The following is a 26,175-nucleotide window of genomic DNA, read 5'->3' on the forward strand; positions in this document are numbered from 1 at the left end:
CACCTGTGATTGGGGTTTAGCGATGGGCAATTTTGGCGCAAACTGACGCAAACTTTGCAAAGGCTGATGACATGTATGATCGTTTAGAAATCGAAATCAAAGACCATGTGGCAGAGGTGCGTTTGAACCGCCCTGAAAAGAAGAATGCGCTTGATGCGGTGTTTTTCGAAGAGCTGGCAGCGGCGGGTGAGGCGTTGCAGGACAATGACGATATTCGCGCGGTTGTGATGTATGGCAATGGGGGATGTTTTTGTGCAGGCATCGACACCAGCGCGTTGATGCAGTTTGCCTCCGACATTGATGGGATGCGCGCGGAACTGGCGACGCGCAGCGCAGGGGATCGGGGCAATAAATTCCAGCGCCCAACGGTTGTATGGCAGGACTTGAAGGTTCCCGTGATTGCCGCGATTGAAGGCGTGGCCTTTGGGGCGGGTATTCAATTGGCGCTGGCGGCGGATTTTCGGTTTATGGCGCACGATGCGCGTATGGCGATTATGGAGGCCAAGTGGGGCATTATCCCTGACATGGGGATCAGCCAAAGCCTGCCCCAATTGATGCGGGCGGATCAGGCGAAAGAGTTGATTATGACGGGACGGATTTTAGAGGCGCAAGAAGCCCATGATCTTGGCCTGACGACATATCTTGCGGATGATCCTGTGGCCGAGGCCAGAAGAATGGCAGCTGATTTGGCGGCGCGGTCCCCTGACAGCATCCAAGCCAGCAAAACACTGGTGGACACACTGTGGGGCGAAGGGCGCGATCAGTTGGTGTTGGAAGGCGAGTTGCAATCCAAGATCATCGGGCATCCACACCAGATGGAAACCGTGATGGCACAGATGCAAAAACGCGCACCCGTTTACAAATAAACGGGTGCGACGGATTTAGGGCCTGTTAACAGGCCCTAATCGAACAGCTTTTTCAGCGCGTTGCCGACTTCTTCTTTCAGCTTGTCCTTGGCTTGATCTTCAAAGGACCGGGTGTCGGTTTCGCTGCTGAGTTCTTTTTTCAGCTTTTTCTTCACCTCTTCCTCGGGATTTTTGAGTTTGGCCTTCGCCTCGTCGAGCTTCTTTTTCAGCTTTTTGGCTTCTTCGCTTTCCTTCAGCTCTTTTTGCAGCAAAAGGTTTAGCAGTTTATCCAAATCAGGGCGGAATTTCAGGTTTTGCCAAGGGCCCGTGATGGTCACGGGAACGGAAAATTCTGCATCTTCTGACAGGGATGTCGGTGTAACCACATAGTTCATCGCCTGCCCGCCGATGTCCACTGATCCTTTGCCGCCTGCCTTAAACAAGGGGCTGATCAAGGACAGGTCCACGTTTTTCAAAACGCCGTTGTCCATTGAAAATGTGCCATCCAATGTGGAAAATTCTGTGGCCCCTTTGAACCCGCCAAAGGCGGATTTGAGGTTGCGCATCATGCCCGCCAGATCAATGCCTTTGATGACACCGTTGGTGAATTTGACCGAGCCGTTGCCTGACAAAGAGGTCATAATTTGATCGAGGCTTTGCCCGCGCCCGCGCAGCGCAAGCGTGGTGTTGCCAGAGCCGCCGAGGCGATCCATGCCAAGCAGTTGACCCAACAGAGGTTCCAGTTGCACGCCATTGGCGCGGATGTCTGTATCAAAGGCAACGGTATTGCCACCGCGCACATTGATTTCGCCCACCATCGCCCCTTGGAACGCACGCACGTCCCGCAGTGTCAAAGTCAGCAATCCGTTGGTAAGCTTTGCCTTAACATCAGTTTTGCCCAGTTGGCTGACGCCCAGATTTATGCCTGCGGCGCGCAAATCAACATTGGCGTCAATTGCATCCAGACCCTTGAGCGTGATCGGGTCTTTGGACCAGCCCGAAGAGGATGCCCCCGCAGATGACCCCGAGCCAGAGCCAGCCCGTGCCCCGCTTGACTTATCCGCCGTGTAGGCGCTGAAATCCAATTTGCCGCCGTTCAACTGTGCTAATAACAGTGGGCGCGGGTCTTTGGGTGTTATGCTGATGGCCCCTGTCAGGGTGTTTTCATCCAAACGGAGCTTTGCCTTGCGCAGACGATATTTTCCCGCAGGTGTCAGGGCAAACGTGCCCGACATGCTGGCGGATTGGAATGTGCCTTTGGGCATGCCTGCATCCACATCAAGCATTTGCATGGCCCCACGCAGATCAGAAAAATTCGCCGCAAAATCCCCATCGGCAAAGTTTTCAGCACCTTGGCCAAAACGGCCATTGTAAGAGGCAGAGCCAATGCCCGCGATTTTCAGCGATAGGTCGCCTTCAAATTCCATCGTATCGAGCCAGTTGCCATCACTGAGGACCGCAATTTTGACATCTGTGTTTTTGCCGCCGTATTGCGCCGCTGTGTTGGCGTTCAGCGAAAGACCCGCATCATTCATGCGCACTTGGCCCGCGCCGACAAGGTTTTTCAGATTGTTCGCTTGGGCGGGCAATTGAATGCCCGCACTTTTGGCAACCGCAATCAGATCAGGAATATCAGCAGTGAAGGCAGCATCCACCATCGGCAGTGCGTCTGTCATTTGTGCAATTCCGTTCAAGCCAATGGTTGCATCCCCCATGGAAACAGAACCGTTAATGGTGGTGGATTTTTGCGCCGCAAATGCAGAAAGATCGGAAATCGTTCCTTGGACAGAGGCCGTGCGCCCGTCGATGGTGGCCGTAAGATCAACCATGGCGTTTGAGGAAGCTTTGGGCAGTGAAATCGTGCCACTGATCCCTGTTACATTCACAGTGGAGCCTGCGGCGCGATCTGTATAAACCACCTGCCCGTCCGAGATTTGGCCCAATTCAAGAGTGGGTGTCGCAGAGCCCGAAGAACCGTTTGACCCAGAGGATGGGGTGGCTGAAGCGTCGCTTGCCGTGCCGTTCGATAAATCCCAGTTTACGCGGCCGTCTTTGGCCTTTTCCAGGTAAACAACGGGGGAGATCAATTCCAGCTTTTCAATTTCAACCTCACCGCCCAGCAAGGCCATCAGATTCACGCCGACCGCCGCACCATCGGCGGCGATCATAACGGGTTCGCTGGCCCAATCCGCATTCGAAATGGTCATACGGCCTGTTTTCACACCGAGTGTTGGGTACAAAGTTGGCGAAAAGTCACCTGCCAACGTCAGTGTACGCCCTGTTTGTTTTTTCAATTGATCCGATGCCAGTTGGCCAATTCTGTCCGTGGGCAGCATGAACAAAAGGCCCACAGCCACAACAACCAACGCCACAAGGGCCACACAAATTCTTACAATCCAACGCATAAATACCGCTCTTTCTTTTGACCTATTATTTGGGGCATTTGGCGAAAATCGCAACCTTTGGTCTGGAACGTGTCACAATAATCTTATCTTGGATCGCAAAATCACAAGAATCGGGTCGTATTTGATGTGGCGATCCCGCAGAAAGGCCCCATGACACAGAAATCACATGCGATGTCCCTTTTTGAATGGGCGCTTCTGCTTACCTTAGCGTTTGTGTGGGGCGGTTCGTTCTTTTTCGCCGCCGTTGCAGTGGTGGAAATTCCCCCTGTCACGGTTGTTTGGGTACGGGTTACGGGGGCCGCGGTTATTTTGTTTTTGGCACTGCGTATTATGGGCCAATCCATGCGGTGGGAGCGCGAGGTTTGGGCCGCGTTTTTCTTTATGGGGTTGGTCAACAACGCGATTCCGTTCAGTTTGATCTTTTGGGCGCAAACGGAGCTTGCAAGCGGGGTTGCATCCATTTTGAACGCGATGACACCTGTTTTCACGGTGATTGCCGCGCATTTCTTGACCGCAGACGAACGGATCACAGCCCCGCGTTTGCTTGGCGTGGTGTTGGGTTTTGTTGGGGTGTTTGTTCTGATCGGGACACCTGTGGGAGGCAGTTTGCTTGCCCATCTGGCAGTGCTGGGGGCGGCGGTGTCTTATGCGTTTGCGAGCATTTTTGGAAAACGGTTCGCGCGTTTGGGGGTGAAGCCGATGGTTACGGCAACGGGTCAGGTCAGTGCTTCGGCGATCCTGTTGTTGCCCGTGATTTTGGTGCTGGAACAGCCCTGGACCTTGGCGATGCCATCACCGGCGACCATTTGGTCGATGATCGGGCTGGTGACGGTTTCAACGGCTTTTGCCTATTTTTTGTATTTCCGTATCTTATCAACCGCAGGGGCCACAAATGTGGCGCTGGTCACGTTGTTGGTTCCTGTGTTCGCAATCGCCCTTGGCATTCTGGTCTTAGGCGAAAGCCTGAACGCACGACAGGTGCTTGGATTGTTCATCATCGTCGCGGGGTTGATCGCCATTGATGGACGCGCATTGCGGTGGGTTAAAAGGTAACCTCAACGCCTGGCAATTTCAGCTCTGCCACCAGATCGCGCACTTCTTGGCGGGCGGCCACATTGGAAATGTTCAACGAACCGCCGCCCACGTCTTTGATATCCAAAAGCGTGAGGCCGTGGGGAAACAATTCGCGAAACACCACACGATCCGAAAAGCCAGGGGCCAAACGGAACCCGATGCGGCGGGACAAATCCTTGAGCGCCGCGCCCACTTTGCGTTTGTTGTGCATGTTTTGCGCGCCAACACGGTTGCGGGTAACGATCCAATCAATGGGGCGTGCGCCCGTTTCGGCGCGGGCTTTGCGGGCTTCCCACACCATTTCGGAATACACGCTTGGCCCTGTGACGGCGGTGGTTTCAGGATCAATACGTGCCAGCAGATCAAAGTCCACAAAGCTGTCGTTCATGGGAGTGACAAGGGTGTCGGCCATGGCGTGGGCCAGCTCTGCCAATGCCGAATGAGACCCTGCGCAATCCACGACGATAAAATCGTTTGCTTCATCAAGAGATAGAATCGCTTTTTGAAACGCGACGAGTTTTACTTCGTCGTCCGCGTCTGCGTCTGCGGCAGTGGGCATTTCGGCCAATTGCGGTTGGGGCAGCGTGACATCAGTTTTGCGAACGTATTCGCGGCGGTTTTCGATGTAGCGGCCCAAGGTGCGCTGACGCAGATCGAGATCGACCGCGCCAACCTTAAATCCGCTGCGTAATAGTGCGGTCAAAACGTGCATGGCCGTGGTGGATTTGCCAGACCCGCCCTTTTCATTCCCAAAGACGATAATATACGCCATCGTTGTCCCTTGCCCCATTTCTTGGTTTGTTTACGTCGGGCTTGCGGGCACTATGCGACAAGCCAAAACCGAATACAATATTGTTTCCAATATGGAAACGGTTGGAATTTTACGAAAAATTCCAGTGCTGAATCAAAAACGCCGCCCCAATTTGGAACGGCGTTCTGAAAATCTGAAAGCGGGTGATTAGAAGCCCAAGCCTTCGTATTTCTTTTTGAACTTTGAAACGCGGCCACCGGCGTCCATCAGTTTTGTGTTACCACCTGTCCACGCTGGGTGAGCGGATGGGTCGATGTCGAGTGTCAGGGCGGAACCTTCTTCGCCGTATGTAGAACGGGTTTTGTAGGTTGTACCGTCGGTCAATTTAACCTCGATCATGTGATAGTCGGGGTGCAGATCTTTTTTCATGTTCCAAGCTCCAAGATGCGGGCTAATCCGTGTGCGGCATCAGCTGATTCTGACCCGGTAACGCGGTCGCCCTGCGGAATTACAGATGCGCCGTATAGACCAGAAAAACAAACGGAGCAAGGTGTTATCTTGCTCCGTTTGAGAGTCATTTTTCTTGGGTGTTTTGCGCCTTATTCGGCGGGCACACCCGTCATCCGCGACATGCGCAAGGCACGCAGTTCATCAACCGACATTGGCTTTTCAAAGACGCGGGACATTTCAAAATCTTTGGCCGCTTGCAAACGGTCGCGGTGATCCATGAAACAGACGGTTGCCCCAGCGCACCAGAGGCTGACCATCCACACAAACCCAGCAATTGGGAACAATACCAGTGCGGCCAGCATGGCATAAGATGCAATGGTTGTTGGGGCGGCGATATCTTCGATGTTTTCGAATTGCAGGATCGTTAAGCCATCAAACACAGGCATGGTGAGCAAGAGGAATACATAGGCGACAACCAGTGCCACAACGATGGTCCCCGAAATCAGGTTCAAGAGGAACATGCGAATTGTATATGCCCCAAAACCCCAGAAGATTTCCACATCGCGGCCCTTGGGGGTGCAAGCGTGGGCATTGGCAGCCATTGGCACAGCCAAAGACCCGTAAAACAGCTGCGCAAAAATCTGCATGACACCAAAGTAGGCATAGGCAGCGGGGTGCATCAATTGCGCATAAAACGCGAGGAGATCTTCGTCACGGCCAGAGAGGATCGCATCCTCTGCCACGGACAAATCAAAAATCCCAATTTTTGCGGCGATGACAAACATCACCAGCGACATACAGCCAAACAAAAAGTTCACGAGCGCGTAGAAGCGGAAGAATTTGAAGGACCGTTTGAACAATTTGCCCAAATCTGTCGGCGTGACCTCATCCGCGACGATCAAGCCTGATCGGATGTGGACAAAGATCATGTAGACCGTGAGCGTGCCAAACCCAAGCATCAGCAACAGGGCAAAGACAATCGGGGAATCCGATAGGAAAGAGAACAGAGCATAAAGAATTGCGAAAAGAAGCGCCCAACACGGCAAAGCGCGCCAGAAGATAGAAAACGACAATGCAAACGTGCGCATCAGAAAGGACAACATGCCTGTACCCCTAAAAGACCTCAATTCTTGTCAAAGTTGCAAAAGAATGTGGCGGGAATTTGGAACCAATGCCCCGCCTCACGAAGAATTTTGTGTCAAATTGGAAACAATTGGTGGGAATAAGCTTCGAATTCGGATTGGAGGTCAATGAAATTGGTAAGTTTTGAACGCATCTTTTCAGGCGTTCTTGAAGATGCCATTGCACAAAAATCGTGGCTTGAACTGCCAAATCACTGACTTTATCAAGGGATTATGGAAAGATATCTGTTGATTTCGGGGATTGTGTTCTTCGTTTCCGCGGCAGTGGGCACTTTTACGCCGTATTACCCAAGGATTATTAAAATTTACTGGAGCATTTCCAGCGTTTTGGTTTTGCTCGTTGTTTTGCGCATGTTGGGAAGCGCTGGCGCAGAATTTGCTTTCTTTCTGATTTTCGCAGTCGCGTTCGGCGGTTGGTTTCTTGTGTCCACGATTGGGCTGGGTATCGGACGCATACTAGGTTCAATTATTCACTCACACAGGAGTGATTGAGCCTTTTTGTGCGACTTGCGATCAAAGGGTTCTTTGGTCGGTAAGAAAAAACCCCGCCAAAGTGACGGGGTTCATCTGTTGAAGAAAGGCGGCCCGCTGGACCGCCCTTTCGAATTCTAGTGTCGCTTGGCTTACTTGGCTGCCAAAGGACGATAGTTTGTCTTTTCTGCGATACGCGCGGATTTACCACGACGGGAGCGCAGGTAGTACAGTTTGGCACGACGAACGCGACCGCGACGTACAACTGTGATGCTGTCGATGTTTGTGGAGTAAAGTGGGAACACACGTTCCACGCCTTCACCGAAAGAGATTTTGCGCACTGTGAAAGCTGCTGCGATACCAGAGCCGCCTTTACGTGAAATGCAAACACCTTCGTAGTTCTGAACACGAGAGCGCGTGCCCTCTGTTACTTTAAAGCCTACGCGGATGGTGTCGCCCGCTTTGAAATCTGGGATGTCTGCGCCGAGAGCGGCGATTTGTTCAGCTTCGAGCTGTTCGATGATGTTCATCGTCATAGTCCTTCGTGTTGCGCTTTGATGCGCTGTTTGATGCCATTCCTAGAGCTCTGTGTCTTCGATCGGGTCCGCGTCTTATTTTCCTGCGCGCCCGCCAGAGGTGGGGTAACTGTTTTAGGTGTGGTCGTTGCCAACGATTGGGGACTGCGGCCAGAGGTTGCGAAGCACAACAGCGGCGCTGCGAATCCAGTTGGGTCGGAGCACTTGGGGCGTATAGGCGGGTGGCGTCTGGTTTGCAAGAGGTTTGCACAGGGTGCGGCGGCTTCGCTTTGAGTATTTTTGGAACAAAGAAACCTAGGCGTCCGTGTCCTTGTTCAAATACCGATCCCACATGTCGGGGCGACGGGCGCGGGTGATCTGTTCGGATTGGTCTTTGCGCCATTTTTCCACGTTGCCGTGGTGACCTGATGTCAGCACATCTGGAATTGTGCGGCCTTTATACTCTGCGGGGCGGGTGTATTGGGGATGTTCCAGCAAGCCGTTTGAATGGCTTTCGTCCACGGTGCTGTCTGCATTGCCAAGTACATTCGGCAACAGGCGTACAGTTGCGTCGATCAGGGCTTGGGCAGCGATTTCCCCACCTGTCAGCACAAAGTCACCGAGCGAGATTTCTTGCACGTTGTATTCTTCCAACACGCGTTCATCGACACCTTCAAAGCGGCCACACAAGAGGGTCATGCCCTCTGCTTTGGCAAAGTCCTGTGCCATTTGTTGGGTAAATGGTTTGCCGCGCGGCGACACGTAGATTACGGACCATTTGCGTTGATCCATTGGCGTGCCTTGACGTGCGAGATCGAATGCACGCCCCACCACATCGGCGCGCAAAACCATGCCCGCGCCACCGCCCGCAGGCGTGTCATCCACGTCTTTGTGTTTGCCATTGCCAAATTGGCGCAGATCAATGGGCTCAATCGCCCATTTGCCTTCTTGCAGCGCGCGGCCCGTTAGGGATTGGCCCAGCACTCCAGGAAAGGCGTCAGGAAAAAGCGTGATGATCTTGGCCCGCCATGCGCCAGCGATTTCTGGCGTATCGGTCATCAGTTCCGTTGGCTTGCGTGTTGCCCGCACCGCCAAGCGCCCGTGAGACCGAGTGAGGTTGCGGCTTTTCATACCGTGGGAGCGGGGTTTCTTTTCATCTGCCATAGGTTGGAATTAGTTGTTTGGTGGTTGATTGTCTATGCGCCCTGATCGGGATTCATCAAAGCGTGTTTTTGCGCGATCACTTCGGCATCGGATAGGCTTGACCCGTTCAGGCGTAGAAAAGCAGGGTTGAGATCGACAGATTGGCTGACATTGCGCTGGCTTACAGATTGGAGAGAATTTCGCACATCTTTTGGCACATTCAGCAGGTCCAACAAGGCGGGGGCGCAGGCGTTAGGGCCCTTTTGATACTCTTCTAACCGTGCGGTGGTGACGGAATGCGGAGCCAGAGCGGATTTGAGAAACGCGGCGGTTTTGGCAGTGCAGAGGTCTGGTGGCAGCGCCGCGTTGAAAGTTTCAAAACTGTCGGTCATGCGACTGGTTCGAAGGTGGCGTTTGTAAAGGCTCGAAATCCACGCCTCCCGATCCCGCAGTGTGTAAAACAAGCTGATTTCTGTGTCTGTGCCCAAGCGGTTTTGCAGCTCTTCTATTATCACTTTGGCCAAACGCGGGGCGGTTTGGGTATAGCCAAGCACGCGTGGGCCATGATTGGGACGAAACCCAGGCACACCGCCAGAGAAGGCTTCGCGTGATAGAACCAGCGTTTCGGTTTTAGGCAAGGTTTTGATGTCTGCGCGAAAGGCCCGGCGAAACTGAAACAGCCGCCATGTGTTCGGTGCCCAGCCATATCGCCGCGCTGCGTTCAGAGATGAGGCAAGTTCTGCCCTGTTCCAGAATGTGCAAAAGGGCGCGAGCGCGTCGCGGTTTCGCATCATAAAGCGTTGCAGCGTGGTGGTTCCTGTTTTGTGGAACCCCGTGTGCAAAATTACACGGGTCATTCAGGCATGACACCTTCGGGGGGATCAATAACCAAACGACCCGCAGTAAGGTCTACGGTTGGCACGGCTTCGGCAGTGAAGGGCAGCAAAACATCACCCCCTGATTTGAGCCTGATTTCCAGCAGGTCCCCTGCGCCATGATCGTGAACGGCGCGCACTTTGCCCAGGGTTTCACCACCCGTGTCGACAACAAGAAGCCCCATGAGATCGGAATAATAATATTCGTCATCAGGCAGGTTGGGCAGCACATCACGGGCAACAAACAGGCGCACACCGCGCAGATTGTCGGCCTGATCTTTGAAACGCACGTCTTTGATACGGGCGGCAAAGCCCCCTTTCACGGGGCGCGTGACCGTGAGATCAAAGGTCTGCGTGCCATCTTCGGAAGACAAGGGGCCATACGTGCCGATGTCTTCGGGCACGGCACAAAAGGATTTCAGGCGCACTTCGCCTTTGACCCCAAAGGCCCCCATGATTGCGCCAACGCAGATGGTTTTTGAGTCTGTCACAGCAAGGGTTTCCATATTCAAATCCGCAACCGTCCCTACCGCGAAAGTTTCCCGAAAGAAAGACGTGACAGATTTTTTGTCGGATGTTACGACTGTTTCATCAACAATGAGGTGACGCATGGATTGCTGGAAAATTACGAAGGCTGGGAAGACCCTATAGCCCCGTAATGTGGGCTGTTTGCCCGCCATCAATCTTTTACCTCGTGTTGCTTGGCCGTTTTGGCCTTTCTTTGCCCTAGCCAATTTGCAACCCGTGGTGCCCCCTTTTTCGCACACACGTTGGAATACCGTTATGTACCGTTTTTTTGAAAACCTCGTTAACCCCTATGCCAAACGGGCCGTTGGCACGCCGTCGGCCAATATCTGGGCCTTTATTCGCAGCGAATTGCATCCGTTCCGCCGTGTTATTCCGTGGATGCTGTTCACATCGCTTGCGGTGGCGTTGATGGAAACATGGCTGATTAGCTATTCTGGGCGGGTTATTGATTACATCAACAATTCGGACAAATCCGTTTTGTGGAATGACTATGGATGGGAGTTGTTGGGCGTTGCCCTGTTTATCCTGTTCGCGCGGCCCTTGGCCCATTGGATCACAGCCATTTTGCAGCATCAAACCCTGTCTGGTTCGCTGCGTGATCAAGTTCGCTGGCGGGCGCATACGCATTTGCTGGGGCAAAGTCGTGGGTTTTTCCATGATGATTTTGCGGGCCGATTGGCGAACCGTGTGATGCAGGTTGGTCCTGCGGTGGAAGACAATGTGTTTACTTTTTTCGACGCGGTTTGGTTTGTGTCGATCTATTTCCTGTCTGCCTTGTGGATCATGACGGGGATCAGTGGTGTGCTGGCCTTGCCGATGGTTTTGTGGCTGGGGGCGTTTGTCCTTTATATCGTTTACATGGGGCGCAAGATTTCAGCGGCGTCAGAGGACATGTCCCAAACCCGATCCATGGTGACGGCGCGGGTGGTGGATGCCTATACCAACATCGAAAGCGTTAAGTTGTTTTCAGGGGCTGCCCGTGAACAGGATTTTGCCCTTGAGGCGGCAAAAGCGGATTTGGAAAAGTTCCGTCTTTTTCTACGGCTGTGGTCGCGTATTCGGTTTGATCTGAACATTTTGACGGGCATTCTGATCGTCGGGGTTATTGGGCTGTCGCTGTATTATTGGACCCTTGATCTGGTCACGATTGGGGAGATTAGCATTGTTGCGGCATTGGTGATGCGCCTGTCTGCGATGACGGGTTGGATTATGTGGGTCAGTACCTTGTTGTTTGAAAATGCAGGGAAAATTCATGAGAGCATGGACAGTTTGGCGCGACCGCAAACCGTTGTGGATGCGGATGATGCCCCTGCGTTGGAAGTGGATCGCGGGGAAATCCGATTTGTGGAATTGGCCCATCATTACGGCAAAGACGCGGGTGGATTGAACGGGCTGGATCTGACGATTGCAGCGGGTGAAAAAGTTGGTCTGGTTGGGCGATCTGGTGCGGGGAAAACCACGCTTGTGAACCTGTTGTTGCGGTTTATGGACCCAGAAACAGGCCGCATCGAAATTGATGGGCAGGATATTTCTGGTGTTCAACAGGAAACCTTGCGCGGGGCCATTGGTATGGTCACGCAAGAACCAAGCTTGATGCACCGATCCGTGCGCGACAACATTATGTTGGGGCGGCCCGATGCGGATGATGGAATGATTGCATCCGCCGTAAAGCGGGCTGATGCGGCGGATTTCATCCCTGATCTGGAAGACCCAAAGGGCCGCCGTGGGATGGACGCCTATGTGGGTGAACGCGGTGTGAAACTGTCTGGCGGGCAACGGCAGCGCATTGCGCTGGCCCGTGTTGTGCTGAAGGACGCGCCGATTTTGGTGTTGGATGAAGCCACATCCGCGCTCGACAGTGAAAGCGAGGCGGCCATTCAGGATGCGTTGTCGGGTGTAATGCAGGGCAAAACTGTGATCGCCATTGCGCACCGTTTGTCCACCATCGCGCGGATGGATCGGATTGTTGTGCTGGATGACGGCAAAATTGCCGAAATCGGCACGCACCAAGAGCTTTTGGCCAAAGGCGGGCTATATGCTGGGTTCTGGGCGCGGCAATCGGGTGAAATGTTGGGATTGGACGAAGGATGAAATGGCTTTTAAATCGGCTTGATCCATTTGCAGCGGCAGATGGCCCGCCGCCTTTGTCTTTGTGGCCGTTCTTTCGCTGGTGCATCAGCGGTACTATTCATTGGTGTTTGATCGCTGGGTTTCTGTCCGCCTTGGTTGGCGTGATCGAAGTATTTACTGCGATCATCTTGGGGTCTGTGATCGACAGTGCGCTGAACAGTGGCGTGGATAATCTGTGGAATGACAACACGCTGCTGTTTACGGGGGCGTTGCTGTTCTTTCTTTTGCTGCGGCCCATAACATTTGGCCTGTCATCGGCCACGACATCCGTTTTGGTGGTGACAAACCTGAACCCGTTGGTTCACAGCCGATTACACCGTTGGGTGCTTGGGCAAAACATCAGCTTTTTTGACGATGATTTCGCGGGTCGTATTGCACAAAAAGAAATGCAGGCGGCGCGGGCCATTTCCGATGTGGTGGGCGAAACCCTGAACGTTGTGTTCTTTGCGCTGGCGTCGCTGGTCGGGTCTGTTTTGCTGTTAACAACCATCAATCTGTGGATGGCCATTGGGTTGGGGATTTGGACAGTATTGTATCTGCTGGCCATTCGCTGGTTCCTGCCTCGTGTCCGCGCGCGCGGCAAGGCGCGCGCGGGGGCGCGGGCGACCGTGACGGGGCAAGTGGTTGATACCATTACAAACATCAAGACGGTTAAGCTGTTTGCACGGCGTACATTTGAAGACGGCGCGGCCATTGATGCGATGGGACATTTTCGCGAACAGGAATTTAACTTTAAGGTTTTGGCAACCCTGTTCCGTTTCACCATGATCTCATTAGCGGGGATTTTGCCCGTGGTTTTGGTGGGGGCAACGTTGTATTTGTGGACCAAGGGTCTGGCCACACCTGGGGAAATTGTAACCGCAGGGGCCGTATCCATTCGCATTGCACAGATGACGGGATGGGTCGGGTTCACCATTATGGTGATCTACGCCAACATTGGCGAGGTTGAGGACGCGATGCGCACGCTGGCCCCGCCTAATCGTCTGGACGAAGTCCCTGCCCCCATCGCAATTGATGGCAGCGGTGCAATCGAATTTGATGATGTAACGTTCGGGTATGGGCGCGACGATAACGGTGTGCAAGGGATCAGCCTGACGGTGAACCCTGGGGAGCGTTTGGGCATTGTTGGCGCGTCTGGTGCCGGGAAATCGACGCTCGTGGCGCTGTTGCTGCGGCTTTATGATGTGGATCAAGGCGCGGTGCGTGTGGACGGACAAGATGTGCGCGAAACGTCCGAAGAAGATTTGCGCCGACAGATTGGGATGGTGACGCAGGACACGGCCATGTTCAACCGATCCGCGCGCGACAACATTCTGTATGGGCGCCCTGATGCGACCGAGGCAGAGTTGATCGCCGCAGCGGAACGGGCCGAAGCGCATGCGTTTATTTTGGAGTTGGAAGACCACGCGGGGCGCAAAGGGTATGAAGCGCACCTTGGGGAACGCGGTGTGAAATTATCGGGCGGGCAGCGCCAACGGATTGCGCTGGCCCGCGCCATTTTGAAAGACGCGCCGATTTTGGTTTTGGATGAGGCGACCTCTGCGCTTGACAGTGAAGTAGAAGCCGCCATTCAAACCGCGCTAGATCAGGTGATTGAAGGAAAGACAGTTTTAGCCATTGCGCACCGATTAAGCACGATTGCGAAAATGGATCGGATTGTTGTGCTGGACGAAGGCCGCATCGTGGAAGAGGGAACGCATGACGCCTTGCTGGCAGAAAACGGATTTTACGCGAAGTTTTGGGCGCGGCAAACGGATGGGTTTGCAGCCTAACGGTCGATGATATGCAAAACCTCTGATCGGTCTTCCCAACCTTTGGCCTCCAACTCTGGCTGGAGGCTTTCTTCTTCGGGGTAGCCGACACACAGGTATGCCACGAGGGTCCAATCTTGTGGCACATCCAAATCTTCGCAGAGCTTTTCTGGGTCGAGGATAGACACCCAGCCAAGACCGAGCGAATGGGCGCGGGCAATCAGCCAGAATGACATGATAGCAGACACCACGGAATACCGGCGTGCTTCGGTCATTGTGGAGGCGCCAAGGCCAGAGCCTTTGGTGGTGCTGTCATCGCAGAAAATAGCGAATTGTTCGGGGGCCTCTTTCATGCCAGCGAGTTTCAGATCGGCGTATTTCTTGGCCTGATCGCCGCTGTAGCCTGTCAGCGCCTTGTCGTTTTCCGCCTTGAAATTGGCATAGGCTTTGGCGCGGGCCGCATCTGTTGACAGGCGCACAATGCGCCACGGTTCGGACAGGCCAACGGAAGGCGCGAGACGAAAGGCCTCGAAACATTCGGTAAGACTGTCTTGGGGGATTGGGTCGGTTTTGAAGTGGCGCACATCGCGGCGCCACTTCAAGAGGTCAAAAAACTCGGACCGGAAATCAGACGAAAATTCGCGCATTTTTCCGATCCCGTTTCTTATTCTTCAGCTGCTGCTTCTTCTGCAGGTGCGTCTTCTGCTGGAGCTTCCTCGGCTGGTGCTTTGGCGGCTTCGGCAGCGTCTGCTGCTTTTTGTGCTTTTTCTTCAGCGCGCTCTACAGCTTTTTTGCCTGGCTCGCCTTTTTTCAGGTTGGCACGTTCTTTTTTCTCAACAACGCCAGCGGCCTCGAGGAAACGAGATACGCGGTCTGTTGGTTGTGCGCCTTCGCCGAGCCAGTACTGAACGCGTTCCATGTTCAGCTGAACACGGTTTTCGTCGTCTTTGGCGAGCAGTGGGTTATATGTGCCGAGCTTTTCGATGTAACGGCCATCGCGTGGCATGCGGCTGTCTGCAGCCACAACGCGGTAAAATGGACGTTTCTTAGAGCCGCCGCGGGCCAGTCTGATCTTCATTGCCATGGTGTTTTCTCCTTGAATGGCGTGTGAGGGAAACCCTCAGGATTGGTGTTGTTTGTGGTGTTGGATTACTTCGCTGATGATGAAGTTCAGGAACTTCTTTGCGAATTCGGGATCAAGATCCGCACGTTTGGCCAAGTCTTCGAGACGTTCGATTTGGCCTGCTTCACGTGCAGGATCAGATGGCGGGAGGTCGTGGGTGGCTTTCAGTTTTCCCACGGCCTGTGTGTGTTTGAACCGTTCGCCCAATGTATAGACGAGGATGGCATCAAGGCGGTCGATGCTGTCACGGTGATCCTTCAGGATCTCGGCGGCTTTGGTTACGGTGTCAGTCATTACAATGCCTCCGGTGACGGGTGACGCCAAATATGCATGGTTCCGTATTCAACGTGTTCGAAGGTGGTTTCATAGGCTGCGCCCAAGCGTTCTGCGACACGCTGGCTCGGTGTGTTTGCGGGATCAATTAGGCTGATCGCCGTTTCCCAACCAAGTGTGTTGTAAGCAAAGTCGCGCGCCGCAAAGGCGGCTTCGGTGGCGTATCCATGGCCCAGCGCGTCTGGCATCAAAGACCATCCGATTTCACGCTCTGGCCAGCCAAAAGGCTTTAACAAACCGCAGCGTCCAACGTATTGACCGGTTTCACGCACATCGAGGTGCCAAAAACCATAACCGCGCACGGCCCAGTGGCCCACGCGACCGACGATTTTGTCCCAAGCACCCATTTTGCTGGTCTGGCCACCGACAAATTTCGAATGATCGGACGAATAAAAATCCATCTCGCGGTCAAGATCATCTTCGCGCGGTGCGCGTAAAATGAGGCGTTCGGTTTCAAGCACTGGAATATTGATCATGCCAACTCCTCCGGTGCGGGGTGACGAAAGATTTGATCTTCGCCCATGTGCGGGTTGACGTAACTGCTTTCGTACACCGCGCCGAGCCGCGCAGCGAGCGCCATAGAGCGGGTGTTGTCTGGCACGATATGCGAGGACAATGTGGTAAAGCCCAGATCGGAATAGGCCCATTTGCGCGTGCGAACGGAGGCTTCATAGGCGATGCCTTTGCCTTCAAACTCTGCAAACAGTGCATAGCCAAGTTCGGGTTCTGGCCAGCCTTCTGGGTTCCAGATGCCAGACAAGCCCGCAGGTTTGCCCGATGCTTTTTCCACGATGGAGAAATAGCCGTACCCGTGAATATGCCAGTGGCCGATGTTCAGTGCAAACCAGCGCCACGCGTCATCGCGTTTCATCTTTTCGCCAAAGCCGATGCACTGATCGGACGCGTAAAAATCAGCCAACGGATCGAAATCCGAAACCTGTGGTCCGCGCAGGATCAAGCGGTCTGTTTCCAGTGTGGGGGCGTTGGTCAGGGTCATTTTTTCTTACCGAACCCTGACAAACCTGGGGGCAAGCCCATGCCGCCGCCCAATCCGGGCAAGCCGCCACCGGGCATTTTCGCGCCCATTTGTTTGGCCGCTGCTTCCAATTGTTTTGGGTCCATATCGGTGGGCATTCCACCTGGAAGACCGCCTTTGCCCATCATGCCTTTCATGGCTTGTTTGAGCATGCCGCCTTTGCCCATTTTGCCCATCTTCTTCATCATGTCCGCCATCTGACGGTGCATTTTGAGAAGTTGGTTCAATTCGCGCACTTCCATGCCCGCCCCTGCGGCGATCCGTTTTTTGCGGCTGGCTTGCAGGATTTGCGGGGCGGCGCGTTCTTTTTTGGTCATGGAATTGATGAGAGCGATCTGGCGGTTAAAGACGCTGTCGTCCATGCCCGATTCCTCGACCTGTTTGGCCATTTTCTTCATGCCCGGCATCATCCCCATGATGCCTTCCATGCCGCCCATTTTTTTCATCTGTTCCAGCTGGCCCTTGAGGTCGTTCATGTTGAACTGACCTTTGGCCATGCGCTTCATCATCTTTTCGGCTTGTTCGGCCTCGATGGTTTCTTGCGCCTTTTCCACAAGGCTGACGATATCGCCCATGCCAAGGATGCGGCCTGCAACCCGTTCTGGGTGGAATTCTTCGAGGGCGTCCATTTTTTCGCCCAGACCGACGAATTTGATCGGCTTGCCTGTAACGGCTTTCATGGACAGGGCCGCGCCGCCGCGTCCATCGCCATCCATACGGGTTAGGACCACACCGCTGACGCCGATTTTATCGTCAAATTCTGTGGCAACATTCACCGCGTCTTGGCCTGTGAGGCCATCGACCACCAAAAGCGTTTCGCGGGGCTGAGCCACATCGCGCACCTCTGCGGCTTGTTGGATCAGCTCTTGGTCGATGTGCAGACGGCCCGCGGTGTCGAGCATGTAAACATCATAACCGCCAAGTGTGGCTTGTTGTTTGGCGCGTTTGGCGATTTGGACGGGTGTTTCGCCTTTGATGATTGGCAGAGTGTCTACGCCGATTTGCGTGCCCAAAATCGCCAACTGTTCCATCGCCGCAGGGCGGTTGGTATCGAGCGAGGCCATAAGAACGCGTTTCTTTTCGCGTTCAAACAGGCGTTTGGCGAGTTTTGCGGTTGTTGTGGTTTTACCAGAGCCTTGCAGACCGACCATCAATATCGGGGCTGGCGGGTTGTCGATTTTCAGATCGCCCGCTTTGGCATCATCCCCTGACAGGAAATGCACCATTTCGTCGTGAACGATTTTCACAACTTGTTGGCCCGGTGTCACGGATTTGGTGACGTTCTGACCTGTGGCTTTTTCCTGAATGGCCTTGATGAAATCGCGGGCCACGGGCAGGGAAACGTCTGCTTCCAAAAGGGCAACGCGCACTTCGCGCAGGGCGGTGGATACGTCAGCTTCGGACAGCGCACCTTGTTTGGTGAGTTTGTCAAAGACGCCAGAGAGGCGGTCGGAGAGACTTTCAAACATACCGTGGCGTCCTTTCGTTGTTGCCGGTTACAGAAGAATGTAGGAATTCCGAGCCCAAAAACCAATTGCCCAAACGACAATTACACCCATGGGCGAAACTCGCTGATGGGTGGCGATCCTGAGACCGGAAGTCTGATGCTTCCAATGGATAGGGAGCGTTTAGGGGTTCAGGGGATGCGAGTCAAGCGGGGTTGGGTTTTATCGTGGCTTTACTCGGCCACGGAAAGTATAAAATGCTTTCGCGTTGTCAACTTGTACTTGCCAGATCTTGAAGCTCGGTGGAGCAATACATCCGCTAGCAGAGCTCATTGAAATCTTAATTTGCGTACTATCACCGATGCTGTAAGCAAAGATGCCTGTGCCGGTCGCAATTGGAAACATGTGTAAAGCTGTGTACCCAGGTTCTGGTGGTGACGGCTGTCCACTTGGATAGAACAATCTATAACGACGTGCTTCATTTGGTAATTGAAAAGAAATGGTGCCTTTACCCGTATCACCATCGTCGAATAGTAACCGCCAAGTTGTTCCTTCCCTCACAAGTTTGATATCAAAATTCTGACTAGGATGATCGAAACCAAAATGGCAGTTTTCGGGGCAAGCTGGCCAAATTGAAATTCTTGCCTTCCCCTCTGGTTCAAAATTGTTGAATTGATCCTCTAACGCGCCAGAAATTTCTACGGTATCTCGGGCTTGCTCTTTGGGTTTTGAACATGCTTCTGCATAAGAGTTTAAAAACAATGCAGTAATTATGCCTACAGAAGTGCATTTTGTTAAATTCATAACACTTTTCCTGGATTGCAGATGGTGTAGGGGTCAATCATTTGTTTGATCATTGTCATCAGGTGCAGCTTGCCCGTATCGCCGTATTTTTGCAGGGCTTCGCGTTTTTCTGTGCCGATGCCGTGTTCGGCAGAAAATGAGCCGCCGATGTCTTTTAGGCCGTCCATCACGGCGGGCTTTATCTGGGCTTTGAGGTCATCTGGGATGGGGTCTGTGTGGGCGATGGAATAGTGCAGATTTCCATCCCCTAGGTGGCCCAGAACGTGGATCATCAGCCCTGCATTGAGCGCAGCAATGCGGGTTTCGACCAGTTTCACAAAGCTGTCGAGATGCGCGAGGGGCACGGAAATGTCGAACCATTCGCTGTGGGGATAGACGGTGCCCATGGACATGGTGTCTTCGCGGATCATCCAGATATCATTTGCCTGTTGCATGGATTGTGCGGCAATGGCGTCTAGCACATTTTGGGTTTCGAAATGCGGTTCTAGGGCCGCGAAAACCACCTCCTCTGCTGTGCCTGTGGGCACATGCAGTTCGTAAATCACGTAGAGGGGTGCATTTGGCAGAGTCATGAGCGGGTTGGTTGTTTGCAGCTCTGCGTTTTTGGTGGCGAAGGCGTTCCACATAGCCTCGGCGCGCAGCACGTCGATGCCTTGTGTGCGGTGTAGGGTTTGCAAAACAGCCAAGGCCGCCGCTGCGTCTGGCAAGGCCAGAAGAAACGTATGGGGTGCAGGTGGTTCGGGAAGCAATTGCAGAATAACACTGGTCACAAGGCCAAGCGTGCCTTCGGCCCCGATGAGCAATTGTTTGACATCGTAGCCTTCGTTGCATTTTCGCACATGGGCCAGATCAGATAGGATTGTGCCGTTTGGCAACACGGCTTCTAGCCCCAGAACGCGGTTGCGCATGGTGCCGTTTCGATGTGCTTCCATGCCGCCCGCGTTGGTGGACACCATGCCCCCGATTGTGGCTGTGTCGCGGGCTGCCAGATCAATGCCTGTGGTCAACCCGTGTGCCCGTGCGGCGGATTCTGCTTCGGCGAGCGTTGTATTGGCGCTGATGTGGGCGGTTTGGGATAAGGGATCGATGTCCAATACCCGTGGCATATTGGACCCGAGGATCATCACTTCATCACCAGATGCTGCAACCGCCCCTGCAAGACTGGTGCGCCCGCCATGCGGGATCACGGGCGTGCGTGTGTCATTGCAAAGGGAAAACACAGCAACGATTTCATCGATAGTGCGCGGTGCAACGGCCAGCGCCCCTTGGGTATTGGCGGGATCAATGACGGGATCTAGCGCGCCGATCTGATCTGGTGTCAGCACCGTTGTCACATCATTCAGGCGGTCGCGAAGGGAAGTCTTGGTCATGTAAAAACCATAGCCCGATTGCACCTCGCCCGCAAAGCGATATGAAAGGGTATGACTCTTTCACCATATATGCGTGGCCATCTGGCGATGCTGGCGTTTTCACTGCTGGTTGCAGGGTCGTTCCCACTTGGTGTTCGCATCGCGAATTTCATTGATCCTGTGGCGCTGACTGCGGCGCGGTTTTGGATTGCGTCTGCAATCCTTGGTGCGATTGTTCTGGCTGGCCCCAAACTCACCCGCAGCGATATCAAAGCACCTTGGCGGTACTTTGCGCTGGGGGGTGTGTTTTCCATCTATTTCGTTTTGATGTTTCAAGCGTTGAAGACCGCGCCGTCCATTTCCACGGCTGCCATTTTTACGCTTACACCGATTATGTCCGCTGGGTTTGGGTGGCTTTTGTTGCGGCAGGTTACAACCCGTTGGATGGCGTTGGCATTGACGGTCGGTGGGCTGGGTGCGGTGTGGGTGGTGTTTCGCGGCGATATCGGCGCCATTCTTCGATTTGATGTGGGGCGCGGGGAAATCATCTTTTTTGTCGGGTGTTTTGCCCATGCGCTTTATACGCCCATGGTGCGATTGCTGAACCGTGGGGAGCATCCTGCGGTGTTCACCCTTGGCACGCTGATTGCTGGAGGTTTTATCCTGACCGCGCTGTCGTATCGCGCGTTGTTGGCGGTGGATTGGGCCGCCCTGCCCGTTATCTTTTGGATTGGGCTGACCTATCTGTCCCTTTGCGCCACGGCGGCATCGTTTTTCTGTGTGCAATACGCCACGCTGCACCTGCCGTCGGCTAAAGTCATGGCCTATACATATCTGATCCCAAGTTGGGTGATTATCTGGGAGATGGCGTTCGGATCGAACTTGCCGCCTTTGGTTATTCTTCTTGGTGTGGCGGCCACCATTGTGGCGTTGTGGATGTTGTTGGCGGATCGCTGAGCAGGCTATTCCGTGGCAATGGTTTCGGCGGCCAAGAATTTTTCAAAGTCATCAAGGTTTACCACTTCGAACTGGCCAAAGCTTTCCATCCAGATCGAGGCATCTTTCAACGCTTCGGGGGCGAGTTTGCACCATTTCACCCGTCCACGGCGTTCTTGTTCGATCAGCCCAGCGCGGGTCAAGATTTGCAGGTGTTTGGAAATCGCCGCCAGTGACATTTCAAAAGGCTCCGCCACATCTGTCACCGCCATGTCGTCTTCTAACAGAAGGGTCAGAATGGCGCGGCGTGTGGGATCGGCCAACGCAGAAAAGACCATATCGAGGGAGGGTTTTACCATGACGCCAGCCGTAGCGGTTGCGGGCAGGTTTGGTCAAGGGCGCTTGCGTCCATGCAATCCTAGTAAGATTCCCAAATTTCACGTGATTTCCGCGCTTGACGGGTGCGGTTCAGTTGCCTAAACAGCGCCACGGTCCGGCGTGGTAGCTCAGTTGGTTAGAGCGCACGACTCATAATCGTGAGGTCGAGAGTTCAAATCTCTCCCACGCCACCATTATTCCTCTGAAAGCAGTCTTCCCCACACTTTGGGGATGCGAATCCCGAAAAGCCGTGCAATTTTGCACTGCAAACTGGGAGACACCGCATGGCTAATGTTCTGTATGACGCATTGTTTGGAAAACACGCAGGCAAAGACACGCCTTTTTTGTGGTTGCCTGATGGCCGTAAAATCACCCACGCCGCGTTCCTAAAACAGGCCGCGCAATTTGCGCATGTGTTAACGGATGCAGGGCTGTCGGTTGGGGATCGCGTGGCGGTACAGATTGAAAAATCCGCAGAGGCGCTTGCGATCTATGCGGCCTGTGTGCAGGCGGGGTTTGTGTTTCTGCCTTTGAACACGGCTTATACCGCAGATGAAGTGTCCTATTTCGTGGAGAACAGCGGAGCCAAAGTGTTCATCTGTGATCCTGCCAAACAGACCGCGCTGCAAAGCGTTGCGGATGCGGCAAGGGCGCAGTTGGAAACGCTGGATGTGAACGGGAACGGCAGTTTTGCCGATGCGGCCCAAAGCAAAGACACGCAATTTCAGACCGTGCCACGGGACAGTGATGATCTGGCGGCGTTTTTGTACACGTCTGGCACAACGGGCCGTTCCAAAGGTGCGATGCTGAGCCACAAGAACCTGTTGTCCAATTCCGAAGTGCTCGCCGAATTGTGGCGATTTAGCAGTGATGATGTGCTGTTACATGCCCTGCCAATCTTTCACACGCACGGTTTGTTTGTGGCCAGCAACATCACCCTTTTGGCGGGTGGCTCGATGATTTTCCTGCCCAAATTTGATTTGGATGTGGTGATCGAAAAGTTGCCACAGGCCACATCCATTATGGGGGTTCCGACGTTTTATACCCGTCTGCTGAGCGATGCGCGGTTCGATAAGGCGCTGACTGCGCATATGCGATTGTTTGTGTCTGGCAGTGCGCCCCTGTTGGCCGAAACCCACGTGGAATTTGAAAAGCGAACGGGCCATCGCATTTTGGAACGCTATGGCATGACCGAAACCAATATGAATACGTCGAACCCCTATGATGGGGAACGCCGTGCGGGCACGGTTGGATTTCCCCTGCCAGGTGTTGAAGTCAAGGTCACAGACCCTAACACAGGGGACACATTGCCAAACGGAGACATTGGTATCTTGGAAGTGCGCGGTGACAACGTGTTCCAAGGCTATTGGCAGATGCCCGAAAAAACCGCCGAGGAATTGCGCGAAGACGGGTTCTTTATCACGGGCGACATGGCACTGGTGGATGAAGATGGATATGTGCAGATCGTTGGACGCAACAAAGACCTGATTATTTCAGGCGGGTTCAACATTTACCCCAAAGAAATAGAAGAGATTCTGGATGCACAAGACGGCGTGTTGGAAAGCGCCGTTATCGGGGTGGCTCACCCAGATTTTGGCGAAACGCCTGTGGGTGTTTTGGTGCCAAAAGCGGGTGAAAAGCCCGATCTTGAACAGATCGCAGCGGGACTTCACGATACCTTGGCACGGTTCAAACATCCGCGAAAGTTGATCACGATGGATGCGCTGCCGCGCAACACAATGGGCAAAGTGCAAAAGAATGTTCTGCGCGAGGACCTGAAGGACTTGTTTGGCTAAGGAACCTGTGGCGCGGTGATGGTTTCAACGTTTTCCATCCGCTCGATATAGTACCAATCGTCCTCGTAGTTTTCGCTCATGCCTTCGGTCAGTTCCTCTGGCCAATGCAGATCGTGATTGTGGCCAAGATGGCTTGGGAATTTCTGATCAAAGGCGGCACGCACCCGTTCAAACTCTGCCCGCGTGGCCACGTTGTTTTCCTGTAAGTATCGGTGCATTAAAATTGCACCGCGCAAGGACAACCCAGCATTAACAGGCGCTGTGGAGCCCACAAGCTCTTCGCGGTTTTCGATCCCTGTGAGGGCCTGCACCACATCCCGCCAGATGAAAGGATAATCTTCGAACCGCCAAACCGTCATAGGCAGATCAGCCTTTTTCATTTGCGCACGGTGCAAGAAATCAGACCAGCGCAGCCCTGGCAGGTTTGCCTCTGATACGAAATGGTCAAAGGAGACTTCGGGCTTAGCCTTGATCCCAGTGGAATAGCATGACGGAATGAAGGTGGCGGGATTGCGGATGCACACAAACAGACGTGTTGGCAGCCCTTCTAGTGCTGTCACGATGCGATTGATCGTTGTGCCAATGCGCGGGTAGAAGAACTCTTTCCCGATGGGGCGCATGAGTGTCCCCGATACATTGGGATCGACCATAACGATGCGACGGTATTCTTTGTCTTGTGTCAAAGTCGACAAAAGATCCGCATTGATTTGCTCCACATCTTCGCCCGCCTTGAGCTGACGAACCGCGCGCGCAAAGGCTTTTTCAGAAAATTCGGGTTCTGGAACACAGACCCCATTGGCCGCCAACAGATCGCTGTTCAGCGCGAGCATTTTACGCAAATGCTGTGTTCCTGTGCGATGCACGCCGATGTGAATCCGAATATCCATAGTTGCCTTATGCCAGACTGGCCAATGATTGCCTAAACGAAAGTAAACGCAAATGAAAACGCCGTTGTGGACACCGAAATAGCTTTGGTTTATGCGCGGATCAATGGCTGATACATCAGATATACCGCCTGTCGCCCCTGCGCCACGTTTGGCCCATGGGCGGCTGTGGCGCCTGTTCAATGGGTGGAGCCTGCTCGGGCTGGCCATTGCTGCGGTTGTCATCTTGCCGATTGCCACGGTGTTTTGGCTGGCATTGTTTCCCGAAGAAAACATTTGGCCGCATATGTTGGACACCACGCTGCCGCGGTATCTGCGCAATTCGATTGTTATGATGCTTGGGGTTGGTGTGCTGGCGGGAGGTGTTGGCACGTTGGCTGCGTGGTTGGTGGTGATGTATCGCTTTCCTGGCCGCAATGTGGTGCAATTGGCATTGCTGCTGCCCTTGTCCCTGCCCGCCTATATTGCCGCCTTTGCCGTTGTAGATTTCCTTGAATACGCGGGGCCGTTGCAAACATGGATGCGCGGTGTATTTGGCTGGGCCACACCGCGCGATTATATGTTTCCAGAAATCAGATCTCGTGGCATCGCCATTCTGGTGCTGGCATCCGCGCTGTATCCTTATGTGTATTTCCTTACGCGCAGTGTGTTCCAAACCCAATCCGGGGCCGCCATTGAAGTGGCCCGCGCCTTGGGATGTGGCCCATTTCAAAGCTTTTATCGTGTTGGCCTGCCATTGGCCCGCCCAGCCATCGCGGCCAGTGTGGCCATCGTTATGATGGAAACCTTAAACGAGTTTGGCGCGATGGAATTTTTCGCCGTGCAAACTCTGACAACGGGCATCTTTTCGGTGTGGCTGGATGGGAATAACGCGGGGGGCGCGGCACAGTTGGCCTGTGTGATTCTTGTGTTTGTGATGGTACTTGTGCTGTTAGAAAAGTTCAGCCGCCGACGGATTAAGTTTCATGAAACAGCCCGCAATATGCGGCCCCCAAAACCGATGGAACTGTCGGGGAAATCTGCGTGGGCCGCATTGGCATTTTGCACAGCACCCATCTTAACTGGGTTCGTTTTGCCATTGGCGATTTTGTTGGATCACGCCACGGGACGGTGGATTCTGTGGGCCGATCCCGCCCTGTGGGCAGCAACACTGCGCACCATCGTTTTGGCCGGATTGGCCGCCCTGATCACTGTTGGTGCTGGCCTGTTGCTGGTGTTTAGCGTTCGATTGATGCGCAACCTGTTTATGACACGCCTGCTGCCCATCACGACCATTGGCTACGCTGCACCGGGTGCCGTTCTTGGATTGGGCATTTTGTTCCCGTTCGCGGCAATGGATCACAGCGTGGCGGATTTCATCCTGTGGGTTACAGGCTTTGATCCAGGGCTGTTGCTGGTTGGTTCAATGGGGGCGGTTGTCATTGCCTATTGCGTGCGGTTTTTTGCAATTTCTGTGGGCACGATTGACGCTGCATTTACCAAGATATCGCCATCCCTTGGTATGGCATCCCGATCCTTGGGCAAAACCCCAAGGCAAACGCTGTTCCAGCTTTATACGCCTATGATCAAAGGGGCGGTTGCCACCGCTGGCCTATTGATTTTTGTTGATGCCGCCAAAGAGTTGCCCGCCACGCTGCTGCTTTATTCCAAAACGACACTGGCCACCGAAGTGTATTCCAAGGCATCGCTTGAAGACATCGAAGGCGCTGCGCCTGCGGCCCTTATCATCGTGCTGATAAGCCTCTTTGCGGTTGTGGTTGCCAGCGCGTCAAACCGTGATTGAGCCCTATCGGTGCAGACAGAAAATACTGTAAAGCGGCACTGCACCACGAATTGGGGGAGCCTGCAAAATTTTTCCCCAAAAGGTGCGAAAAAACTCTTGCAATCACCCCCATCTTAGACCAAAACGCCGCGCAGTGCCCCTATAGCTCAGCTGGTAGAGCAACTGATTTGTAATCAGTAGGTCCGCGGTTCGAGTCCGTGTGGGGGCACCATCACTCCAGCTAACTCA

At 53.8% G+C, this 26,175-nt stretch carries 25 protein-coding genes and 2 tRNA genes; 9 read left to right on the top strand and 18 right to left on the bottom strand.

The genetic code is table 11. From position 1 onward, the window contains the following. Positions 1 to 71: 71 nt before the first annotated feature. A complete protein-coding gene (locus QBD29_RS13840; protein ID WP_280098684.1) occupies positions 72 to 866 on the top strand; it encodes a crotonase/enoyl-CoA hydratase family protein in 795 nt (264 codons plus the stop codon). A gap of 35 nt (positions 867 to 901) precedes the next feature. On the opposite strand, the gene QBD29_RS13845 is transcribed toward QBD29_RS13840, so the two are convergent. Then, complete coding sequence (locus QBD29_RS13845) at positions 902 to 3,250, bottom strand: AsmA family protein (RefSeq protein WP_280098685.1); 2,349 nt, start codon at positions 3,248 to 3,250, stop codon at positions 902 to 904. A 150-nt stretch (positions 3,251 to 3,400) separates the two neighbouring features. Between QBD29_RS13845 and QBD29_RS13850 the strand changes: the two genes are divergently transcribed. After that, on the top strand, positions 3,401 to 4,303 hold the full coding sequence (locus tag QBD29_RS13850) for a DMT family transporter (RefSeq protein WP_280098686.1): 903 nt from the start codon (positions 3,401 to 3,403) through the stop codon (positions 4,301 to 4,303). Here QBD29_RS13850 and QBD29_RS13855 read toward each other — a convergent pair. The 7 genes from QBD29_RS13855 to rimM form a co-directional block, all read right to left on the bottom strand. Next, positions 4,293 to 5,096, bottom strand: a complete 804-nt coding sequence (locus QBD29_RS13855) for a division plane positioning ATPase MipZ (protein WP_280098687.1) — start codon at positions 5,094 to 5,096, stop codon at positions 4,293 to 4,295. The genes QBD29_RS13850 and QBD29_RS13855 overlap by 11 nt on opposite strands. A gap of 186 nt (positions 5,097 to 5,282) precedes the next feature. Further along, the gene (rpmE, locus tag QBD29_RS13860) at positions 5,283 to 5,504 is read right to left on the bottom strand and encodes a 50S ribosomal protein L31 (protein ID WP_280098688.1); all 222 of its coding nucleotides are present in this window, start codon (positions 5,502 to 5,504) and stop codon (positions 5,283 to 5,285) included. Positions 5,505 to 5,674: 170 nt separating this feature from the next. Further along, complete coding sequence (locus tag QBD29_RS13865) at positions 5,675 to 6,628, bottom strand: hypothetical protein (RefSeq protein ID WP_280098689.1); 954 nt, start codon at positions 6,626 to 6,628, stop codon at positions 5,675 to 5,677. A gap of 662 nt (positions 6,629 to 7,290) precedes the next feature. Beyond that, complete coding sequence (gene rplS, locus QBD29_RS13870; RefSeq protein WP_280098690.1) at positions 7,291 to 7,668, bottom strand: 50S ribosomal protein L19; 378 nt, start codon at positions 7,666 to 7,668, stop codon at positions 7,291 to 7,293. A 300-nt stretch (positions 7,669 to 7,968) separates the two neighbouring features. Further along, the gene (gene trmD, locus QBD29_RS13875) at positions 7,969 to 8,712 is read right to left on the bottom strand and encodes a tRNA (guanosine(37)-N1)-methyltransferase TrmD (protein WP_280098691.1); all 744 of its coding nucleotides are present in this window, start codon (positions 8,710 to 8,712) and stop codon (positions 7,969 to 7,971) included. Between the two features lie 137 nt (positions 8,713 to 8,849). Beyond that, positions 8,850 to 9,653, bottom strand: a complete 804-nt coding sequence (locus tag QBD29_RS13880) for a hypothetical protein (protein WP_280098692.1) — start codon at positions 9,651 to 9,653, stop codon at positions 8,850 to 8,852. Beyond that, entirely contained in the window at positions 9,650 to 10,177 is a 528-nt protein-coding gene (gene rimM / locus QBD29_RS13885; protein WP_280100973.1) for a ribosome maturation factor RimM, read from the bottom strand. Before rimM ends, QBD29_RS13880 begins: the two co-directional genes overlap by 4 nt. A 277-nt stretch (positions 10,178 to 10,454) precedes the next feature. Between rimM and QBD29_RS13890 the strand changes: the two genes are divergently transcribed. Further along, positions 10,455 to 12,290, top strand: coding sequence for an ABC transporter ATP-binding protein (locus QBD29_RS13890; RefSeq protein WP_280098693.1), 1,836 nt, complete (start codon positions 10,455 to 10,457; stop codon positions 12,288 to 12,290). Then, a complete protein-coding gene (locus tag QBD29_RS13895; protein WP_280098694.1) occupies positions 12,287 to 14,101 on the top strand; it encodes an ABC transporter ATP-binding protein in 1,815 nt (604 codons plus the stop codon). The genes QBD29_RS13890 and QBD29_RS13895 overlap by 4 nt, the downstream gene beginning before the upstream one ends. On the opposite strand, the gene bluB is transcribed toward QBD29_RS13895, so the two are convergent. From bluB to QBD29_RS13935, 8 genes are all read right to left on the bottom strand, one after another. Further along, positions 14,098 to 14,727: a 5,6-dimethylbenzimidazole synthase gene (gene bluB, locus QBD29_RS13900; protein WP_280098695.1), complete on the bottom strand. Its 630-nt coding sequence runs from the start codon at positions 14,725 to 14,727 to the stop codon at positions 14,098 to 14,100. The two genes, QBD29_RS13895 and bluB, sit on opposite strands and share 4 nt — an antisense overlap. A 17-nt stretch (positions 14,728 to 14,744) precedes the next feature. Next, the gene (gene rpsP, locus QBD29_RS13905; RefSeq protein WP_280098696.1) at positions 14,745 to 15,164 is read right to left on the bottom strand and encodes a 30S ribosomal protein S16; all 420 of its coding nucleotides are present in this window, start codon (positions 15,162 to 15,164) and stop codon (positions 14,745 to 14,747) included. Between the two features lie 36 nt (positions 15,165 to 15,200). After that, positions 15,201 to 15,497 carry a chorismate mutase gene (locus QBD29_RS13910; RefSeq protein ID WP_280098697.1) on the bottom strand — a complete coding sequence of 99 codons (297 nt, stop codon included), beginning with the start codon at positions 15,495 to 15,497 and terminating at the stop codon, positions 15,201 to 15,203. Continuing rightward, entirely contained in the window at positions 15,497 to 16,012 is a 516-nt protein-coding gene (locus tag QBD29_RS13915; protein WP_280098698.1) for a GNAT family N-acetyltransferase, read from the bottom strand. The genes QBD29_RS13910 and QBD29_RS13915 overlap by 1 nt, the downstream gene beginning before the upstream one ends. Next, on the bottom strand, positions 16,009 to 16,533 hold the full coding sequence (locus tag QBD29_RS13920; protein ID WP_280098699.1) for a GNAT family N-acetyltransferase: 525 nt from the start codon (positions 16,531 to 16,533) through the stop codon (positions 16,009 to 16,011). Before QBD29_RS13920 ends, QBD29_RS13915 begins: the two co-directional genes overlap by 4 nt. Then, positions 16,530 to 18,041, bottom strand: a complete 1,512-nt coding sequence (gene ffh / locus QBD29_RS13925) for a signal recognition particle protein (protein ID WP_280098700.1) — start codon at positions 18,039 to 18,041, stop codon at positions 16,530 to 16,532. Before ffh ends, QBD29_RS13920 begins: the two co-directional genes overlap by 4 nt. 198 nt (positions 18,042 to 18,239) lie before the next feature. Next, positions 18,240 to 18,821: a hypothetical protein gene (locus QBD29_RS13930; protein ID WP_280098701.1), complete on the bottom strand. Its 582-nt coding sequence runs from the start codon at positions 18,819 to 18,821 to the stop codon at positions 18,240 to 18,242. Beyond that, positions 18,818 to 20,191: an FAD-binding oxidoreductase gene (locus tag QBD29_RS13935; RefSeq protein ID WP_280098702.1), complete on the bottom strand. Its 1,374-nt coding sequence runs from the start codon at positions 20,189 to 20,191 to the stop codon at positions 18,818 to 18,820. Before QBD29_RS13935 ends, QBD29_RS13930 begins: the two co-directional genes overlap by 4 nt. 51 nt (positions 20,192 to 20,242) lie before the next feature. On the opposite strand from QBD29_RS13935, the gene QBD29_RS13940 reads away from it, so the two are divergent. Further along, positions 20,243 to 21,127 (top strand): DMT family transporter, encoded by an 885-nt coding sequence (locus QBD29_RS13940; RefSeq protein WP_280098703.1) that lies wholly within the window; start codon positions 20,243 to 20,245, stop codon positions 21,125 to 21,127. A 5-nt stretch (positions 21,128 to 21,132) separates the two neighbouring features. Here the strand turns inward: QBD29_RS13940 and QBD29_RS13945 are convergent, their stop codons facing one another. Further along, a complete protein-coding gene (locus QBD29_RS13945) occupies positions 21,133 to 21,465 on the bottom strand; it encodes a metalloregulator ArsR/SmtB family transcription factor (protein ID WP_280098704.1) in 333 nt (110 codons plus the stop codon). Positions 21,466 to 21,601: 136 nt separating this feature from the next. Here QBD29_RS13945 and QBD29_RS13950 point away from each other — a divergent pair. Together QBD29_RS13950 and QBD29_RS13955 are read left to right on the top strand one after the other, a co-directional pair. Next, a tRNA-Met gene (locus QBD29_RS13950) sits at positions 21,602 to 21,678 on the top strand. 90 nt (positions 21,679 to 21,768) lie between these two features. Further along, positions 21,769 to 23,280: a malonyl-CoA synthase gene (locus tag QBD29_RS13955; RefSeq protein ID WP_280098705.1), complete on the top strand. Its 1,512-nt coding sequence runs from the start codon at positions 21,769 to 21,771 to the stop codon at positions 23,278 to 23,280. Here the strand turns inward: QBD29_RS13955 and QBD29_RS13960 are convergent. After that, complete coding sequence (locus QBD29_RS13960) at positions 23,277 to 24,167, bottom strand: hypothetical protein (RefSeq protein ID WP_280098706.1); 891 nt, start codon at positions 24,165 to 24,167, stop codon at positions 23,277 to 23,279. The genes QBD29_RS13955 and QBD29_RS13960 overlap by 4 nt on opposite strands. 103 nt (positions 24,168 to 24,270) lie before the next feature. Between QBD29_RS13960 and QBD29_RS13965 the strand changes: the two genes are divergently transcribed. Together QBD29_RS13965 and QBD29_RS13970 are read left to right on the top strand one after the other, a co-directional pair. Next, positions 24,271 to 25,947: an iron ABC transporter permease gene (locus QBD29_RS13965; RefSeq protein WP_280098707.1), complete on the top strand. Its 1,677-nt coding sequence runs from the start codon at positions 24,271 to 24,273 to the stop codon at positions 25,945 to 25,947. A 135-nt stretch (positions 25,948 to 26,082) separates the two neighbouring features. Then, positions 26,083 to 26,158 (top strand) — tRNA-Thr (locus QBD29_RS13970). Positions 26,159 to 26,175 lie beyond the last annotated feature (17 nt).

It is taken from the genome of Amylibacter sp. IMCC11727 (assembly GCF_029854195.1).
Taxonomy (GTDB): Bacteria; Pseudomonadota; Alphaproteobacteria; order Rhodobacterales; family Rhodobacteraceae; genus Amylibacter.